We start from the raw sequence: 16,555 nt of genomic DNA on the forward strand, positions 1-16,555 counted from the left end.
ATACTATTTTAAATAAACTTCGCTTTTAGTTCAGGAGAGGGAATCATACAATGTTCTTTTTTGCCGTACCAACTGTAGCGATTTTTAGCAATATAATCGTAAATACTATCGCAGGTTTTTCTGGGTAAAACTTTAAAAACAGCAAGTAAACTATAGAAAGAGCCTAATTGTGAAGCGATTTTAAAAGCAGCTTGGGATTTATAATAATAAGCAATTCCAGGTTCGTACAGAATAATACTGTCAGTCATTTTTGGATCGATACCAATGTAACTACAAATTTCTTTCCCGAAATCCGATTGCAAAGTCACAAACCGGAACACATCTTTTTTATCTCTTTCAATAATAAACTGCACTGCCGAATTGCACAAATTGCAAACGCCATCAAAGAGTATTATTTTTTTGTTTTCTGCAGTCATTGCGAGGAACGAAGCAATCTCATCAGGTGTTTCCATTTCAATTGGTATTATTCAGCTGTTAAATTTTTTAATTCATCAAATTGATGTAGAAAAACGGGTTCCTCTTTTTTAGTGCGAGGAACGAAAGAATCTCATTTTCTTATTTTTTTACATACTGCATTTACTCGTGTTAGTGTGATTGCTTCGTTCCGATAGCTATCGGAACGAAGCAATGACTTTTTCAAACTGATCACTTTTTCACCGCTTCCACCAAGTCCAACTCATCTAAACTTACTTTAGAAGTAAACAAACCATAATTAACAACGGCTTTGTTCTTTTCAATTTTATCAATACTTCCCACAGCTTTTCCGTCCAGCATTCTCACGCGATCACCTACTTTTAAAATCGGTTTTGGCTTTTCAATTACAGGTTTTAGTTTTTTCTCTTTCTTTTCTTTTCTAATTTCCTCAACCTGAACTTTAACTTCATCGATGATTTCTTTTTTCTTGGCTACAATGGCTTTAGTCTCTTTTGGAGTCGCTTTTTTACGTTTCGAATTTTCGATTTCAACTATTTTCAAAAACTCGCCTATCAATTCCTTTTTGTTTTTATTATTGAAATATTTCTCGGCAATATCCTCTATTTTTTGACCAATGTAAATCGTTTTCTGATTGCTGTCGTACAATTCCTGATAGCTTTCCAGTTTCTGCTTGATTTTGGTATTGATAGATTCCATCTTTTTACCTTCTTCGCGCGCTCTTGTTTCTTCTTCTTTCAGGTTTTGAGACGTTTTTTCGAGTTTAGAACGCTCTTTTTGTAAGGTAGCAATGGTTTTATCAAAGCGCACTTTCCCAACTTCGATTTTCTTTTTGGCACGATTGATTAATCCAAAGGGAATTCCATTTTTCTGTGCTACCTCAAAAGTAAACGAACTTCCCGCTTGTCCTAAAGCCAGTTTATACATGGGTTCCAGTGATTTTTCATCAAACATCATGTTGGCATTGGTAGCAAAAGGCAATTCGTTAGCAAGAATTTTCAAATTAGCATAATGAGTGGTAATGATACCAAAAGCTTCCCGATGGTAGAATTCTTCCAGGAAAATTTCAGCCAAGGCTCCTCCTAATTCAGGGTCTGAACCAGTACCAAATTCGTCAATCAGGAACATGGTTTTGCTATTGCACTTCTTCAGGAAGTAGTTCATGTTCTTTAGTCGGTAACTATATGTACTTAAATGATTTTCAATAGATTGATTGTCTCCGATGTCGGTCAAGATTCTGTCAAATAAAAAAGTTTCTGAGCGTTCATGAACCGGAATTAGCATTCCTGATTGTAGCATTAATTGGAGTAAGCCTACCGTTTTTAACGAAATGGTTTTTCCTCCGGCATTAGGTCCCGAAATCACAATGATTCGGTTTTCCTGTTGTAATTCGATCGTTTGTGGATGAGTAACTTCCTTTTTTTGTTTGTTAGTCAAATATAAAATAGGATGGAAGGCGTCTCTAAAATACAAACGGCGTTCCTCAGTTATATTTGGTAAAATTCCATTGATTCTTTCAGCATATTTTGCTTTGGCAGCAATCACGTCAACATCACTTAAAAAGTCCTGATATTCTTTTAATAAAGGTAAAAACGGACGAATAGCATTCGATAATTGTTTTAAAATACGCGTGATTTCTTCTTTTTCTTCGTATTCTAAATTACTCAATTCTCTGGAATATTTCAGCGTCATTTCAGGTTCTATATACGCAATGCTTCCAGTTTTAGAACTTCCTAAAATAGTACCTCTCACTTTTCGGCGATACATTGATAAAACGGCTAAAACACGACGGTTTTGCACAAAACTTTCTTTAATATCATCTAAATATCCTAAACCATTGTATTGAGTCAGAGCAATACCAAAACTCTGATTAACCTTGCCGCGAACCATATTCATATTTCTGCGAATATCTGACAAAACAGGAGAAGCATTGTCTTTTATTTCACCATATTTATCGACAACAGTATCAATAAGTGCTACAATTTCCTTAGTAAGTTCAACGCGTGAAGCTCTGGCATTGATATTTGGATAGTAATCATCAAATTTTCTCAGGAAATTCAAGAGGAAATTTACCGTTGAAGAAAGCGTAGCAATTTTTCTAAAACTACCTACTTCAAGGAAACTATCTTCAATTGCAAGGAATTTTATTTCGTTTGTTATCGCATCAAAACCGTGATTTGGAATCGCATTATTGTTTTGAAAAGAAGAAACATACTCCGAGGTTTGTAACAAAGCTTGCATCAGGCTTTCCTTGTCTCTAAAAGGAGTAATTTGAAGTGCTTTTTCTTTTCCAATTTCGGTATTGCATATCTCTGAAATGGTTTCGAGAATCGTTGGAAATTGTAGATCTTGTAATGTTTTTTCGGTGATGGATATCATTCTTTGTGAGTGCTTCTTTTTATGCAAAAATAGGTAATAGTAGAGATTCTTTCACGAAGATTTTTAAAGATTTCGCTATGATTCATAAAGATTTGCTTAATTGTAAAAGGATCTTGGTTTGTCTTTGTGTTTACTCTGTGTATCTTTGCGGAACAAATTTAAAGTAAAGATGCAAATTTCCTTAAATCCTGATTGGCAAACCATTTTATCTGAAGAATTACAAAAACCATATTTTAATGATTTATTGCAGGAGCTAGAAAAAGAGTATCAGGAATTTGTGTGTTTTCCACCAAAAGACCTGATTTTTTCGGCTTTTAATTATTGTGGTTTTGAAGAGGTGAAAGTGGTTATTATTGGTCAGGATCCTTATCATGGGGATGGAGAGGCGAATGGTTTGTGTTTTTCGGTGAATGGTGAAGTTAAGATTCCGCCTTCATTACGCAATATTTATCGGGAAATCAATGATGATTTGGATTCGATTTTTATGCCAACTTCCGGAAATTTAGAACATTGGGCAAAACAAGGCGTTTTGTTGTTGAATGCGGCACTTACCGTTCGAAAAGACAAACCCAATAGTCACAAACATTTGAAATGGAATTTGTTTACCGATGCAGTGATTCAAAAAATTTCGGATGAAAAAGAACATGTTGTTTTTTTACTTTGGGGCGCATTCGCACAAAAAAAAGGAAGTAAAATAGACAGAAACAAACATTTGGTTTTAGAATCAGGACATCCGTCACCAATGAGTGCGAATCAGGGAAAATGGTTTGGGAACAAACATTTTAGCAAAGCAAATACCTATTTAAAAACGAATGATAAATCTGAAATTGATTGGTTTTTGTAGTTTTAAAACATATAAGCCATATAAGTTTCAGAAGTATTAAATGAAGTTTTGTACCGTATTTTTAATTGAAATTCATGTAAGAAAAAGATAATAAAAAAGCCATTTAAATTTCCAAAAGAAACTTAAATGGCTTATATTATATATGATAAAAGCTAAAATTACTTTTTTATAATTTCTTCCAAAGTAGCTTTACCTTCTTCGTTTTTTACTTTTAGAATAATCTCCTGTCCTTTTAGGGTTTTACCTTCAATAATGTAGATTTTTGTTCTTTTTCCAAATTCGGTGTCGCTTTTGTCAAAATCAACATCGCCAAATTCCAAAGTGTTTTTTATATCTGCAATAGTCACCCATGATTCAGATAAAACTTTATTAGCATTTTCAGAATAATGGAAAGGTTTGTTGCGAAGATCATTGAGTACCCTGGCATTTGGGAAATAATTGCAACGGGTATCTTTTCCGCTAAAAACAAAGGCTACAAAAAAGCAACCTATTACTAAACCTACCAAATAATAGGCAAAACGTTGTACAAATTTCATGAAATATTTTTTGCAAAGGTAATCGAAAGTTTACTTAAAACACAATTAAATTGATGTCGTTATTAGGTAAATCAAACCAATCTCCAATGGCTCTGTTGGTCAAAATTCCATGATAGGTATAAATTCCATTTTTCAAACCTTTATCGCAACGAATGGCACTTTCAATACCACCGTCTTCGGCAATTTTCAATAAATAAGGAGTGATAATGTTACTGATAGAAAGCGAAGCTGTCTTAGAATAACGGGAAGGAATATTAGGAACGCAATAATGAAGAATATTGCTTTTTACAAAAGTTGGTTTTTCGTGAGTTGTGACTTCGGAAGTCTCAAAACAACCGCCTGTATCAATGCTTACATCGACAATTACAGCACCTTTTTTCATGTGTTCAACCATGGTTTCAGTAACTACTACCGGACAGCGTTCTAAACCACGCATAGCACCAATAGCCACATCACAACGTCTTAGAGCTTTCATTAAAGCCTTAGGTTGAATGGTCGAAGTAAAAATACGTTGATTTAGGCTGTTTTGAAGTCGTCTTAATTTAGTAATCGAATTATCGAAAACTTTGATGTTAGCTCCCAGGCCAATAGCGGTTCTTGCTGCAAATTCACCAGCAGTACCCGCGCCCAGAATAACCACTTCGGTAGGAGGAACTCCGGTAATATTACCAAAAAGGAGTCCTTTTCCGTAAGAATTGGCAATCATTAATTCGGCTGCGATTAAAATAGAAGCAGTACCGGCAATTTCGCTTAAAGACTTAACAATGGGGTAGGTGTCATCAACATCTTTGATGTATTCAAAAGCAAGAGCTGTAATTTTTTTCTTAGCTAAAGCTTCGAAATATTCTCTTTTCTTGGTTTTTAATTGGATTGCCGAAATGAGTATCGCCTGATTGTTCATCATTTTGATTTCGGCAACTGTAGGCGGCTCTACCTTTAAAATCATAGGACAACCGAAGACTTTTTGAGTGTCTTTGGTTACTTCGGCACCTACTTCAGAGTATTCTTTATCTGAATAACTGGCACTTTCTCCGGCACCCGATTCAATCATCACCCGATGTCCGTGACAAATTAACGAACTCACAGCATCCGGCGTGAGACAAATGCGACGTTCCTGATAGCTAGTCTCTTTGGGAATACCAATAAAAAGTTTGCCTTTTTTTCTAGCTACTTCCAGCTTCTCTTCCTGAGGTAATAACTGTTGTTTGGTAAATGGAGTTATTGATATTGACATCGTTTTTGCTACAATTAAAAAGTAAAATTACACAAAAAGATTAAAAGAATAAGCTTTATGTTTTGATAAAAATACAAATGTGTTTAATTATTAACATTAAGTTGTATTTTTTAAGTTTTTATAGAAATTTTTTAGCAGTTTTTTCGGAATTTATACTAAGTAAAAAGTGTGTAATGTATTGAAAATCAGTTATCAGAACTTGTTTGTTTCTAACTGGTTTAGTTTAGTTTTAAAAGACGTTTGCCATCAGAAAGCACTTCGATAGTAATGGTCGAATGCGTTTCAGGAATAAGACTGGCAATGTTTTCGGCCCATTCAATAAAACACCAATTACCGGAATACAAATAATCATCGACTCCCATATCTAAGGCTTCTGTTTCTTTTTTTAATCTGTAAAAATCAAAATGATAAACTATCTGATTATCTGTGGTTTGGTATTCATTAACTAAGGAAAAAGTGGGACTGCTGGTAGCTTCGGCTACGCCTAAGGTTTTGCACAATTGTTTGATAAAAGTAGTTTTTCCGGCACCCATTTCACCATTGAAAAGTATGATTTTATTCGGTTGAGCAGCTACAATCAATTCAGCTACATTGCTTATTTCGTCTAATGAAAAAGTGATTTCCATGTTTTTAGTTTTTTAGTACCTAGTCCTTAGTCCCTAGTCTTAGTTTCGGTTCTCGATGCTAAGGACTAACAACTAAGGACTAAATCCCTACTTAGGATTAAATATCAAACATGGAATAATCATTTCTTCCAGAGAAATTCCTCCATGCTGATAGGTGTTTTTATAATAACTCACATAATGATTGTAGTTGTTGACGTAAGCCAAAAACAAATCATTTTTTGCAAAAATATAAGAACTACTCATATTTATGGCCGGTAAACCAATTTTTTTTGGGTCTTTTACCGCATAAACATCTTTGCTTTCGTATGTCAGACTACGACCGGTTTTGTAACGTAAATTCAGGCTGGTGTTTTTGTCACCTACCACTTTTGAAGGATTTTTGACGTTGATGGTTCCGTGATCGGTGGTTAAAATCAATTTGAAACCCAGTTTTTGTGCCTGTTGGATGATTTCTAACAAAGGAGAATTTTTAAACCAACTCAATGTTAGCGAACGATAAGCTTTATCATCAGGTGCGAGTTCTTTTACCACATCCATTTCGGTTTTGGCGTGCGAAAGCATATCGACAAAATTATAAACTACAGCAACCAAATCGTTGTCTTTTAAGGCTCTGAAACTCTCAAGAAGCTTTTTACCCGAAGCCATATTGGTAATCTTAAAATAATCCGATTTGATGTTCAGACTCAAACGCTTTAATTGAGCTTCAAGAAATTCGGCTTCAAATAAGTTTTTTCCACCTTCATCGGGATCATTTTTCCATAAGTCAGGATGTTTTTTCTCCATTTCTGCCGGCAATAATCCGGAGAAAATTGCATTACGGGCATATTGGGTTGCAGTAGGCAAAATAGAATAGTAAGGCACTTCTTTTTCCAGTTTGTAATAATCGGACACCACGCTTTCAAAGGATTTCCATTGGTCATAACGTAAATTGTCAATGACTACAAACAATACTGGTCTTTCTTTTTTCTTCAATTCAGGAACCACTAATTCCTTGAATAAAGTGTGCGACTGAATGGGTTTATCGGCTTTGGGTAAAAACCAATCTTCGTAATTGCGTTCGATGAATTTTCCAAACTGCGAATTAGCTTCTACTTTTTGCGATTCCAGAATTTCAATCATACTTTGATCGTTGATATCTTCAAGCTGCAATTCCCAGAATAATAGTTTTTTGTACAATTCGATCCAATCTTCATAGCTGTTGACCATACCCATTTCCATGGCAATTTTTCGGAATTCCTTTTGGTAATCCAAAGTGGTCTTTTGGGAAATCAGTTTCGAATTATCCAAATTCTTCTTCAAACTCAGTAAAATCTGGTTTGGATTCACGGGTTTTATCAGATAATCGGCAATTTTAGCGCCAATGGCTTCCTCCATGATGTATTCTTCCTCACTTTTGGTAATCATAATCATCGGAATAGCACTTTTTTTCTCTTTCATCTCCGAAAGGGTTTCCAGTCCGCTCATTCCGGGCATATTTTCGTCTAAAAAAACAATATCAAAGTTCTCGTTTTCAAATATTTCAATAGCGTCAAGACCATTATTACAGGTAGTAACTTCGTAATTTTTTTTCTCTAAAAAAAGAATGTGTGGTTTTAGATAATCAATCTCATCGTCAACCCAAAGTATTTTTATTTTGTCCATATTTTGTCGGTTCTAAAGTTATTCTTGAACGTAAAAAACGCAAGTACATTGTGCAAATTACAGATTTTATACGCTCCAAATTGCTAATATTATGATAAAGTTTCTTAGTAAATAAGGTTTGAATAATTAATAATCGATTATCTAAGTAATACAGTTTTTTAAAATCTATACTAAATACTTTATATTTGATCGTAATTAAAAGGTTTCTGATATTTTTTAAATTATCATTTTTAAATAAAATCTTCAAACATTTATATTTAATTAAATTATAGGAAGTCAAATGGAATGGAATATTTTTGAAAAAGAACAAAAAGAAATTTGTAAAAAGTATAATTTAGAATGGAATTCTGTAAATGAAAATTCTATGTTAGCAGTTAATGATTCTTTGTTCTTAAATATTGAACCAATAAATGGTTTAAGGCATAATCGTAATGGAAATATTGAAGGTTGGTATATTTGGAGTGGTGATGAAATACCTCATGATGAAGAAAATTTTTTTAAATCAATTCACATTTATCACTTAATTGATAGTAAACCTGAAATACTTAAATATTTGGGATTACCCGTAGGTTATAGATTTCAGATTGATAGTAAAAAATATGAAGACATTTGGTTTGATGAAAAAGTAGCAAACGTTTAAAAATAGTAGAATACAGTAACGTTTATTACAGATTATAAATAAATTTCAAACGAAAAAATGAAACCAAAAATCACCACACTTTCAGAGAAAAAGCTAATTGGTTGTAAGCAAAACATGAATTATGTGGCTTACAATCCGGTACCGTTATGGCAAAGTTTTATGCCTATAAAAAAGGAAATTATAAATACTGTAAGTGCTGATTTGTTTTCGGTTCAGCAATTTCCGGAAGGTTTTTGGACTCAATTTAACCCTGAAACTGTGTTTGAAAAATGGGCTGCGGTTGAAGTAACTGATTTTGACAGTATTCCTGAGAATATGAGTTCTTTAGTGATTCCGGGAGGTTGGTATGCCGTTTTTGATTATAAAGGGGATGGGAGTGATGCTCCGGCTTTTTTTGAGTCTATTTTTGGAACCTGGTTTCCTAATTCGGCTTACGTTGTGGATGACAGACCACATTTTGAAATATTAGGTGCTAAATACAAAAAAGGTGATCCTAATTCAGAAGAGGAAATCTGGATTCCGATTCGATTGAAATAATTACTTGAATTTTTAAGGAACACAGATCAAACGGATTTTAGCAGATTTAAATGAATTTTATAGTGTTATTTGATGAATTGGAACGGGATTTAATGGCTTTAGTCAAACTTAAAATAGATTTGGCTAAAACCATTTGTTGACAATTACTTACATAGGGCTAAAGCCCGACGCAATTGATGTTTGAAAAACAATTAAATAACATGAATACAACACAACAAAGCTATCTCGTTTTTTGGAACGGGATAGCTTTTTGAATATATAACCTAATGTAAACTGAGTAAATAATAATTTACTGCCATCCTCCGCCCAAGGCTTTGTACAATTGAATGATGGCTTTGTATTGTTGGAATTTATTATCAACCAAACTCAATTCGGCATTCAAGGCATCGTTTTTAGACGTTAAAACTTCGAGATAGTTGGCTAAACCATAAGTCAACAATTCATCTGAAAAATTTGCTGCTTTTTTTAGAGCATCAACCTGTTTTTCACGAACCTTGATTTTGTAAGTTTCATTATTGTACTGTGCCAGTGCATCCGAAACTTCTTTTCCTGCCGTTAAAAGCGATTGTTCAAATTGAATATAGGCTTTTTCCTGATTGGCTTTTGCAATTTCATATTTGGTTTTTAACTGTCTTTGATTAAAAATAGGCTGTGTTAAACCGGTAACGATATTGGCAAAAATGGAATTAGCACTAAACCATTCATTCAGATGAATAGTTTGTAATCCGCCGGTAGCTGTGATTTTAAATGAAGGATAAAAACTGCTTTTAGCAACATTTGTCATTTCAAAATTGCTGATCAAATTGTACTCGGCAGCAATTACATCAGGACGATTACGCAGTAAATTAGAAGGAACGCCAAGGGTAATTTGGGGTTGTATTTTTTGCGTTTCAAAAGTGCTTCGTTCTATTTTTTTAGAAGATTCGCCTAAAAGAATATTCAACGTATTTTCCAGTAAAACGGCATTGTTTTTTAAATCGGCAATAATTAATAGTGTTGCATATTTTTGAGCTTCGGTTTGTTTGACACCTACTTCGGTAACGTTTCCGGCTTTTTTAAGTTGTTTGATTGTTTCAACACTTTGCTCTCTGTTGATTAAGGTTTCTTCAGCTACTTTTATTTGAGAATCAATAGCCATTAACTGGTAATAAGTAGTGGCAATCGAAGCAATTAATTGGGTTTTTATAGCCTGATTAACTGCCGAAGTTTGTAGAAACGCAGCATTGGTTGCGCGTTTATTGCTTCGTATTTTTCCCCAAATATCCGCTTCCCAGGATAAAGTTCCAGTAAGTTGGTACTGATCGGTACTACGGTTTTGAACAATTGCACCAAACTGACTATTTTTAGACAATTCCTGATGTGTCCAGTCGGCTCCGGCAGAAAGAGTAGGGAAGTAGCCTGCTTTTCCTTGTTTCATAGACGCTTCGGCAGCGGCAAGATTTTGCATGGCGATTTTAATATCCAAATTGTTTGCCAATCCTTTTGTGATATATCCCTGCAAAAGCGGATCGGTAAAAATCTTATCCCAGGAAACATTTGCAAATGAAACAGTGTCAGTTGACACTACTTCATTTCGATACAAATCGGCTGTTTTTAATTCAGGTCTTTTATAATCTTTGGACACAAAACAAGATTGTAATAAGACCGCAGCTATCGCTAATAAAGCGATTTTATATATTCTATTTTTCATTTTCTTCTTCTAAAGATTCAATATTAGATTCGCCAATTGGAGTTGGAAGTGGTTTTGTTGAAATTTTTTCCTGTAAATTTTGGAAAACAATAAACAAAATTGGAATTACAAATACTCCTAAAATAGTACCGATAAGCATTCCTCCAATAGCACCTGTACCAATTGCTTTGTTACCAACCGCACCGGCTCCTTTGGCCAACATTAATGGCAATAATCCAAGAATAAAGGCGAAAGAAGTCATCAAAATAGGACGCAAACGAGCTACTGAACCTTGTATGGCTGCTTGTGAAATACTTAAGCCTTTTCTTCTTGCTTCGGCAGCAAATTCGACTATCAAAATGGCATTTTTAGCCAATAATCCAATAAGCATGATGAGCGTAATTTGGAGGTAAATAGTATTGCTTAACTTAAAGAAATAAGCAAAAATAAAGGTTCCGGCTAAACCAACAGGTAATGATAACAATACGGCAAAAGGCAGAATATAACTTTCATATTGGGCTGCCAATAAGAAATAAACAAACACTAGACACAATAAGAAAATGTATAAGGTTTGTCCCCCTGCACTGATTTCTTCACGCGTCATTCCTGAGAATTCATATCCGTAACCCAAAGGTAAATGTTGTGCAGCCACTTCTTCAATCGCTTTAATAGCGTCTCCTGAGCTGTATCCTTCTTTTGGAGCTCCTGTAATTTTTACCGAAGTAAATAAGTTAAAACGTTCGATGGCTTGAGGGCCAAATACCTTTTCTAATTTTACATATTCAGAAATTGGTGCCATTTGTCCGCTGTTATTTCGAACCAAAACTTTGTTTAAAGATTCCGGATCTGTTCTGAATTGTGGTTCGGATTGATACATTACACGAAATTGCTTTCCGAATTTATTAAAGTTAGAAGCATAAACTCCACCATAATAGCCTTGCATTGTACCTAAAACATCGGTAACGCTAAGCCCCGATTTTTTGATAGCTGCTACATTCAAATCAATTCGGTATTGCGGGAAATTAGGAGAGAATGAAGTAGCTGCATATTGAATTTCCGGACGACTGTTTAAAGCCGCCAAAAATTGACTGTTTACCGTACTTAATTCCTGGATTGTTCCTCCTTTTTGATCTTGTAATTGAAATTCGAAACCATTCGAATAACCAAAACCAACTAATGTAGGGCGCGCAAAGAATAGTACTTTGGCATCTTTAACAACTGCAGCACGCTTGAATAATTCCTGTACCACAGCGGTAATTTCCTGATTTGCATTTTTACGTTCGGCCCAGGGTTTTAATTTTACAATGACCATCCCGTAATTACTTCCTGTTCCACTTATCAAGCTTCGACCTGAAATACGAAGTACTTCCTGAATTTCAGGCATGTTTTTTACCTGGTTTTCAATTTGGATTAGTACTTTTTCGGTTTTTTCCAAAGAAGTTCCCGGTGCTAAAGAAACATCCGAAAGAATGGCTCCGGTATCTTCGCTAGGTACAAACGCTTTTGGAGTAGTATTAGTCAATAAGATAAAAAGTCCTGCAAAAACAACAATTCCTAAGAAAGCTAACCATTTACGCTTAACTAAAAATTCAACGGCTCTTTTGTATTTAGAAGTTGTTGAGTCGAATCCGGCATTAAAAGCAGAGTAAAAACGGTCTAAAAATCCTTTGCTACTTTTCTCTCCATGATTTTTTAAGAAAATAGCACACAAAGCCGGCGAAAGTGTTAAGGCATTGATAGCAGAAAGTACGATAGCAATAGCCAAGGTCAATCCAAATTGTTTGTAGAAAACTCCGGCAGATCCACTAATAAATGAAACCGGAATAAATACCGCCGACATGACTAAGGTAATCGAAATAATAGCACTACTGATATCGCCCATGGCACTATGAGTTGCTTTTTTAGGATCATGTTCACCGGCTTCCATTTTAGCATGAACAGCTTCTACAACCACAATGGCATCATCAACCACAATACCAACAGCTAATACTAACGCAAATAAAGTTAATAAGTTAATGGTAAAACCAAATAAACTTAAGAAAAAGAAGGTTCCAACAATAGCAACCGGAACAGAAATAGCCGGTATTAATGTAGATCTCCAGTCTTGCAAAAAGATGAAAACAACAAGGAATACCAATATAAAAGCTTCAATTAAAGTATGGATTACCTTAGAAATAGATTCTTCCAGAAAATCATTAGCATTAATTAAAGTGGTATATTTTATTCCTTTTGGGAAATTCACTACTGACTGATCCATTACTTTCAGAGAGCCTTCAATTACTTCCTGTGCATTAGATCCTGCGGTTTGAGCAATGGCAATGGCAATAGATTGGTTGCCATTAGTAAACGATTTACTGGCATAATTAACCGCTCCCAGTTCAATTCGGGCTATATCCCCCAGTTTTAATACTTCGCCATTGGGAGTAGAACGCACAATAATTTCTTCAAACTCTTTAGTACTTTGTAAACGTCCTTTGTATTTTAAAGTATATTGGAAAGACTGGTCGCCGCTTTCTCCTAATTGTCCCGGAGCAGCTTCAATATTTTGTTCGGCCAATAATGCAGAAATATCCGAGGGCACTAAACCATAAGCACCCATAACATCAGGTTTCAACCAAATACGCATGGAGTAGTCTCTCTGACCAAATATCATTGCTTCTCCAACTCCCGGAACACGTTTGATTTTTGGTAAAATATTAATGTTGGCATAGTTTTGAAGAAAGGTAATATCGTAATCCGGATTTTCACTATACAGCGATAAAATTAAAATGTTATCACTTTGTTTTTTTGATGTAGTAACTCCGGCTTTAGTAACTTCCTGTGGCAATAATGAAGCAGCACGTGCTACACGGTTTTGTACATTTACAGCTGCCAAATCAGGATTAGTTCCTAATTTAAAAAAGATATTAATTGAAGCTGAACCATCATTATTTGAGGTTGAAGTCATGTAGGTCATGTCTTCTACACCATTGATTTGTTCTTCTAAAGGAATAACTACCGAGTTCATTACTACTTCGGCACTCGCACCCTGATAATTAGCGGATACCGTTACCGTAGGAGGTGCAATTTCGGGATATTGTGAAACGGGAAGCGAAATCAACCCTAATATTCCCAGTATAACAATGATAATAGAAATTACCGTTGACAATACGGGTCTGTCAATAAATTTTGAAAACATACTCTGTTATTATTCGATGTTAGTTAATGGCTTTTTTATCAGCAGTAATTATGGTGGCATAGTCCACTAATTCAGGTTTTATTGCTGTTCCTTCGGCAACAATTCCTACACCTTCAATAAGAATTTTATCATTGCTATTCAATCCTTTATCAACAACAAAATATTGTCCTCCGGGTACCGCACGAACTTCAACGGGAACAAATTTTACTTTGTTGTCCTTATCAGCAACCAATACAATGCGTTTGTCCTGCATTTCTAAAGTAGCATTTTGTGGAATTAAAATCACATCTTTTAAATTAGTTGGAATTTGAATACTACCACTTCCTCCGGAACGCAATACTTTGTTTGCATTTGGAAAACTGGCTCTTACGTTAAAAGAACCTGTTTGTGTATTAGCCTGTCCGCTAAAAGTTTCGATTTTTCCTTTTAAATCATATTGCATTCCGTTACTTAGAATCAAATTGACGGCAGGCATTTTAGTGATTTTTTCCTGAAAAGTTTTTCCAGGAGTTTGCATGGTAATATCCAATTGCTGTTTTTCGTTCATTGAAAAATAGGCATAAATAGTACTTACGTCTGAAATTCGGGTTAATGGCTCGGCAGTTTGGCTGCTTACATAACTTCCTAATCGTAAAGGTAAAGTTCCTACTATTCCGTTTACCGGACTTTTGATTGTTGCGTAATTAATGCGTTCAAGAATACTTTGATAGGTACTTTTGGCACTGGCTAAATTTGCTTTAGCTGTTTCCAGTTGTACATCGCTGATAATATTGCGTTCTACTAATGGTTTTAAACGATTCACTTCTACTTGAGCTGCAGTTACTTTTGCTTTAGCAGCAGCGGCTTCCTGATTAGCCGTTTGTGTTTCCAGCTTAAAAAGCAATTGTCCTTTTTTTACTTCCTGACCTTCCTGAACATATATTTTTTCGATATAACCATCCACTTTTGCACGAATGTCAATATCTGTAATTCCTTCTAAAGTTGCAGGATATTCGGCTAATAGAGTAGTATTTGATTTTTGTATTTGAATTACTTTGTACGGAATTACAGTAGGTGCTGCTGCCTGTTCTTCTTTTTTACCACAAGCTACTAAGAGAATGGCACTTATAAGGGTTAATGAAAGTTTTTTCATTGAGACAAATTATTTATTATTGTTGTTATTGATTTCTATTTGTTTGAAGTTGTTAATTGTTTTACTAAACACTTTTCCAACTTCTATAATATGTGTTCTGTAGGCTTTTACGTTTTCCAAATTGCACTTTTCTTCAGGGCAGGAAGCAGTGGCTTCTCGGTACTCGACCAATCGGTCAATGATGAGCATTTCAGAATCGATTAGTTTGATAATATTGCCGAGACGTTCACTTAAGTTGGCCGGTTTAAAATATTTTTTGCGGTCTCCTGTTTTGGTGAAATAGGATATTTTTTCCATCTTTAAGAGTAAGTTCAAATTAGTAGAAATTGAACTTTTGCTGGCACTTAATTTTTCGACTAAAGATTCAAATGTAAGCCCTGTTTTGCATCCGTCAATAATTAGTGTTCCTAAGATTCTTGCCGCAAGTGGTGAAATATTGTAGAGTTTTTCAAAATAATTCCCGTACAATTCTATGATTTCTTCCCTTTCTTTTTTGATGTCCATGACTAATTTTTTGCAAATTTAAAGTTAGTTCGTAAAATACCGAACTAACCGAACTTAATTTTGTGTTAATTTTTATACAGCCATATTTTTCAGATTTGAAAATAATTCAGTTAAATACATCAAAATCAATTGTTCAATAGTTTTATTTTAATAAAATTAGTTCTTAAAAAAAATGCTTAATATTGAGAATCAAAAATTAACCATTCAAATAAATTGAACCATGAAATTTAAAGTTTTGAAACAATCTTTTTTATCGGTAGTCTTATTTTCGGCAGGAATTACAGCACAAAACAAGTTTGTAAATACTCCGCCGGAAGTTTCTCCAATGCCCATGAAACCTGAAATGACTGAAATTTGGAAACCGGAAGTAAAAATAATTACACCTGCTAAAATTTTGGGCAACGCACCTTCGGACGCAATTGTTTTATTTGATGGAAAAAACTTAGATCAGTGGGTCAGTAAAAAAAACAGTAATAAACCGGCGGAATGGAAAATTGTTGATAATGATTATTTAGAAGTTGTACCAGGTTCGGGTGATATTCAGACAAAAATGACTTTTGGAGACTGTCAGTTTCATTTAGAATGGAGTACGCCGGACGAAGTTTTAGATGGAGGACAGGCAAGGGGAAATAGTGGTGTGTTTTTCCAAAACAGATATGAATTGCAAATTTTAGATTCTTATAATAACAGAACTTACAGTAACGGTCAGGCGGGAAGTATATATAAGGATCATGCACCATTAGTAAATGCTGTAAAATCACCATTGGAATGGAATGTTTATGATGTAATCTATACCGCACCACGCTTCAGGACTGATGGAAAAATTGATGCTCCAGCCAGAATTACTGTTTTTCTAAACGGTGTTTTGATACAAAATAATGTAACAATAAATGGTTTGACGCTTTATATCGGTTTACATAATTATCCGTCTTCTCATGGTGATGATGTTATTTCGCTTCAGGATCATGGTACTAAAAATCAATTTAGAAATATTTGGATAAGAAAACTTTAAAAATGGCAATTAGCAGGTCAAGTGCATTAAATTTTTTTGCCGAAAATTAGACCAATAAGTACAAATTAAACGTTGTTTTTAATTACACTAATCATTAAAACAGATAGAATTTGTGTTATTCGATTTTAATTTTGATTATAATTAGTAACAATTGTTGTAATTGCTTCGCCAATTCGCTATCGCTCGGGTCG

The 16,555-nt window shown here is 34.5% G+C and carries 14 protein-coding genes; 4 read left to right on the forward strand and 10 right to left on the reverse strand.

The features are described 5' to 3' along the window. Positions 1-8 precede the first annotated feature (8 nt). Both BIW12_RS14370 and BIW12_RS14375 read right to left on the reverse strand, forming a co-directional pair. Entirely contained in the window at positions 9-452 is a 444-nt protein-coding gene (locus tag BIW12_RS14370; RefSeq protein WP_083382144.1) for a thiol-disulfide oxidoreductase DCC family protein, read from the reverse strand. A gap of 193 nt (positions 453-645) precedes the next feature. Further along, the gene (locus BIW12_RS14375) at positions 646-2,811 is read right to left on the reverse strand and encodes an endonuclease MutS2 (protein ID WP_071185748.1); all 2,166 of its coding nucleotides are present in this window, start codon (positions 2,809-2,811) and stop codon (positions 646-648) included. A 169-nt stretch (positions 2,812-2,980) separates the two neighbouring features. On the opposite strand from BIW12_RS14375, the gene ung reads away from it, so the two are divergent. Next, a complete protein-coding gene (gene ung, locus BIW12_RS14380) occupies positions 2,981-3,655 on the forward strand; it encodes a uracil-DNA glycosylase (RefSeq protein WP_071185749.1) in 675 nt (224 codons plus the stop codon). A gap of 158 nt (positions 3,656-3,813) precedes the next feature. Here ung and BIW12_RS14385 read toward each other — a convergent pair whose 3' ends face one another. From BIW12_RS14385 to porX, 4 genes are all read right to left on the reverse strand, one after another. Then, on the reverse strand, positions 3,814-4,191 hold the full coding sequence (locus BIW12_RS14385) for a DUF4258 domain-containing protein (protein WP_071185750.1): 378 nt from the start codon (positions 4,189-4,191) through the stop codon (positions 3,814-3,816). Positions 4,192-4,225: 34 nt separating this feature from the next. Further along, positions 4,226-5,425 carry an alanine dehydrogenase gene (locus BIW12_RS14390; RefSeq protein WP_071185751.1) on the reverse strand — a complete coding sequence of 400 codons (1,200 nt, stop codon included), beginning with the start codon at positions 5,423-5,425 and terminating at the stop codon, positions 4,226-4,228. 218 nt (positions 5,426-5,643) lie between these two features. Further along, entirely contained in the window at positions 5,644-6,051 is a 408-nt protein-coding gene (tsaE, locus tag BIW12_RS14395; RefSeq protein ID WP_071185752.1) for a tRNA (adenosine(37)-N6)-threonylcarbamoyltransferase complex ATPase subunit type 1 TsaE, read from the reverse strand. A gap of 87 nt (positions 6,052-6,138) precedes the next feature. Then, positions 6,139-7,692 carry a T9SS response regulator signal transducer PorX gene (gene porX, locus BIW12_RS14400; RefSeq protein ID WP_071185753.1) on the reverse strand — a complete coding sequence of 518 codons (1,554 nt, stop codon included), beginning with the start codon at positions 7,690-7,692 and terminating at the stop codon, positions 6,139-6,141. 280 nt (positions 7,693-7,972) lie between these two features. Between porX and BIW12_RS14410 the strand changes: the two genes are divergently transcribed. Both BIW12_RS14410 and BIW12_RS14415 read left to right on the forward strand, forming a co-directional pair. Next, a complete protein-coding gene (locus BIW12_RS14410) occupies positions 7,973-8,332 on the forward strand; it encodes an immunity protein Imm33 domain-containing protein (RefSeq protein WP_071185755.1) in 360 nt (119 codons plus the stop codon). Positions 8,333-8,389: 57 nt separating this feature from the next. After that, on the forward strand, positions 8,390-8,869 hold the full coding sequence (locus tag BIW12_RS14415) for a GyrI-like domain-containing protein (protein WP_071185756.1): 480 nt from the start codon (positions 8,390-8,392) through the stop codon (positions 8,867-8,869). A gap of 289 nt (positions 8,870-9,158) precedes the next feature. Here BIW12_RS14415 and BIW12_RS14420 read toward each other — a convergent pair whose 3' ends face one another. The 4 genes from BIW12_RS14420 to BIW12_RS14435 are packed head-to-tail and all read right to left on the reverse strand — an operon-like array spanning position 9,159 to position 15,352. Next, positions 9,159-10,559 carry an efflux transporter outer membrane subunit gene (locus BIW12_RS14420; protein ID WP_071185757.1) on the reverse strand — a complete coding sequence of 467 codons (1,401 nt, stop codon included), beginning with the start codon at positions 10,557-10,559 and terminating at the stop codon, positions 9,159-9,161. Then, a complete protein-coding gene (locus BIW12_RS14425) occupies positions 10,549-13,716 on the reverse strand; it encodes an efflux RND transporter permease subunit (RefSeq protein ID WP_071185758.1) in 3,168 nt (1,055 codons plus the stop codon). Before BIW12_RS14425 ends, BIW12_RS14420 begins: the two co-directional genes overlap by 11 nt. Positions 13,717-13,735: 19 nt before the next feature. Further along, positions 13,736-14,848, reverse strand: a complete 1,113-nt coding sequence (locus tag BIW12_RS14430) for an efflux RND transporter periplasmic adaptor subunit (RefSeq protein WP_071185759.1) — start codon at positions 14,846-14,848, stop codon at positions 13,736-13,738. Between the two features lie 9 nt (positions 14,849-14,857). After that, entirely contained in the window at positions 14,858-15,352 is a 495-nt protein-coding gene (locus BIW12_RS14435) for a GbsR/MarR family transcriptional regulator (protein WP_071185760.1), read from the reverse strand. A gap of 220 nt (positions 15,353-15,572) precedes the next feature. On the opposite strand from BIW12_RS14435, the gene BIW12_RS14440 reads away from it, so the two are divergent. After that, complete coding sequence (locus BIW12_RS14440) at positions 15,573-16,364, forward strand: 3-keto-disaccharide hydrolase (protein ID WP_071185761.1); 792 nt, start codon at positions 15,573-15,575, stop codon at positions 16,362-16,364. Positions 16,365-16,555 lie beyond the last annotated feature (191 nt).

It is taken from the genome of Flavobacterium commune (genome assembly GCF_001857965.1).
GTDB lineage: Bacteria > Bacteroidota > Bacteroidia > Flavobacteriales > Flavobacteriaceae > Flavobacterium > Flavobacterium commune.